The organism is Rhizobacter sp. P2_H2, from assembly GCF_056403375.1.
Map to the genome: position 1 here is coordinate 1 of NZ_JBFUFP010001236.1, position 1,471 is coordinate 1,471.

Below are 1,471 nucleotides of genomic sequence, written 5' to 3' on the forward strand. Positions count from 1 at the left end.
GGCTGCGGCGCTTCGGCGGCCGGCACGGGCGTCGCTGCCGGCACGGCCGGGGTCGGCCGCTTGGCCGGCGGCATCGGCGGCCCGCCGGCGGGCGTCCACGCGGGCATCGGCGAACTGCAGCCGAGCAACGCCGTCACGGCCAGCAGCGACAGGCCGGCGGCGGCGCGCGACAGCGGGGTGGAAGAGGACATGCGGGTCTCCGTTGGACGCTTGGGCGGCGCTGACTATACCGGCGGCCGCGGCCTCCCCCGCCCCGCCCTCGTCCCTCCCTCGTCCATTCACGCCGCGCGGCCGGCCGTTCGCGCCGGCAGGCGCCGCTTCGTCGCAGCGCGCTGGGCCGCGGCGGGCTGCGCCGGCACAGTGCGGCCATCGACCCACCCGCCACGGAGACACCCTATGTTCCTCGCCATCGTCCAACACGCCCCGCTGTGGGCCTGGGGCCTGCTCGCCGGCCTGGTCGCCCTCGGCCTGTGGCAGACGCTGCCGCGCCAGATGCTCAGCACGCAACCGGCCTTCGCGCGCGGGGTCGCGCTGGTCCATGGCGCCGCCTGAGCTTGAACCCGAATCGCCTGCCGCACAATCCGCCGATGCCGCCCCCGCTCGACAACACCGCCATCCGGCCGCACGATTTCCTGAAGCACGGCCTGATGGTCGTCGGCTTCAACAGCTTCATCGGCCTCGTGCTGGCCTTGAACCGGTCCGGCCCGTGGCAGGTGCAGATGATCTACTCGCAGGCGATCGGCCTGAGCATCTGGGCATTGATGGATTTCGGGCGGTTGGTCGTGAAGATCAATCCGCAGACCGGCTGGCCCGAAGGCTGGCGCCGGTTCGCGCTGCAGGGCGGCGCGATCTTCCTCGGCTACCTGGCCGGCAGCACGATCGGCGATGCGCTGAACGACCGGCCGCTGCTCGACATGTGGCGCATGGCGCCGCGCGCGATGCTGAGCTACCTGCTGATGTGCATCGCGGTCAGCGCGGCGATCTCGTTCTTCTTCTACGCCCGCGGCAAGGACCAGATGCGGCTGCGCCAGCTGGCCGCCGCGCAGCGCGATGCGGCCGAGAACCAGCTGAAGCTGCTCGAATCGCAGCTCGAGCCGCACATGCTGTTCAACACGCTGGCCAACCTGCGCGTGCTGATCGCGCTCGACCCGCCGCGCGCACAGACGATGCTCGACCAGTTGATCGCCTTCCTGCGCGCGACGCTGTCGGCCTCGCGGGCGACGCTGCATCCGCTGTCGGCCGAGTTCGCGCGGGTCGGCGACTACCTCGAGCTGATGAAGGTCCGCATGGGCGACCGGCTGCAGCCCGCGTTCGACCTGCCGCCCGAACTGGCCGCGCAGCCGGTGCCGCCGCTGTTGCTGCAGCCGCTGGTCGAGAACGCGATCAAGCACGGGCTGGAGCCGCACGTCGACGGCGGCCGGCTGCTCGTCGGCGCCCGGCGCGACGGCGACGCCCTCGTACTGACCGTGCG

At 72.3% G+C, this 1,471-nt stretch carries 2 protein-coding genes and 1 pseudogene; 2 read left to right on the forward strand and 1 reads right to left on the reverse strand.

Annotated features, from left to right (window positions below; all coding sequences use genetic code 11):
* A pseudogene (locus AC1D15_RS31925) lies at window positions 1-191 on the reverse strand (hypothetical protein); the annotation flags it as partial.
* Window positions 192-396: 205 nt separating this feature from the next.
* Here AC1D15_RS31925 and AC1D15_RS31930 point away from each other — a divergent pair.
* Entirely contained in the window at window positions 397-552 is a 156-nt protein-coding gene (locus AC1D15_RS31930; RefSeq protein WP_477829208.1) for a hypothetical protein, read from the forward strand.
* Between the two features lie 35 nt (window positions 553-587).
* The coding region (locus AC1D15_RS31935; RefSeq protein WP_477829209.1) for a sensor histidine kinase at window positions 588-1,471 on the forward strand (884 nt) is incomplete at its 3' end.

What these genes read in the sequence shown, in the direction of transcription:
- AC1D15_RS31930 (WP_477829208.1), top strand. Translation starts at nt 397, where the DNA reads ATGTTCCTCGCCATCGTCCAACACGCCCCGCTGTGGGCCTGGGGCCTG.